Origin of the sequence: Niastella populi, assembly GCF_002078015.1 — a bacterium.
GTDB lineage: Bacteria > Bacteroidota > Bacteroidia > Chitinophagales > Chitinophagaceae > Niastella > Niastella populi.
In genome coordinates this window covers 1-306 of record NZ_LWBP01000177.1, presented here as the reverse complement: position 1 = coordinate 306, position 306 = coordinate 1, and the positions used below count along the sequence as shown (strand labels likewise).

The following is a 306-nucleotide window of genomic DNA, read 5'->3' as shown; positions in this document are numbered from 1 at the left end:
TTGTATTTAAAGTCCTGGCAAGATTCTCTATTTTTTCTAAATAGGCGTTATCACGGATGTATGAATAGGCTGCTAATTCATCCTGATCTGTAAGTAAATCCAATCTCTCATACCCGGCCAATTCGCTTTTCCAATAATTCTTTATTGAATCATCTGCTTTGTTGATCTCGTCCTGAACAATGACATCTTTATAACCCGATCTTAGAACAGACGGCTTATAATTTATATCTTCCCCTAATTTCAGGTATAAATTATTTAATTCCGTCATAAAGGAGGCCTGACTCCATCCATCGATGATGGCATGAT

General features: G+C 36.3%; 1 protein-coding gene. It reads right to left on the bottom strand.

Annotated elements, in window-relative coordinates:
* The coding region (locus A4R26_RS14835) for a condensation domain-containing protein (protein ID WP_133054680.1) at window positions 1-306 on the bottom strand (306 nt) is incomplete at both ends.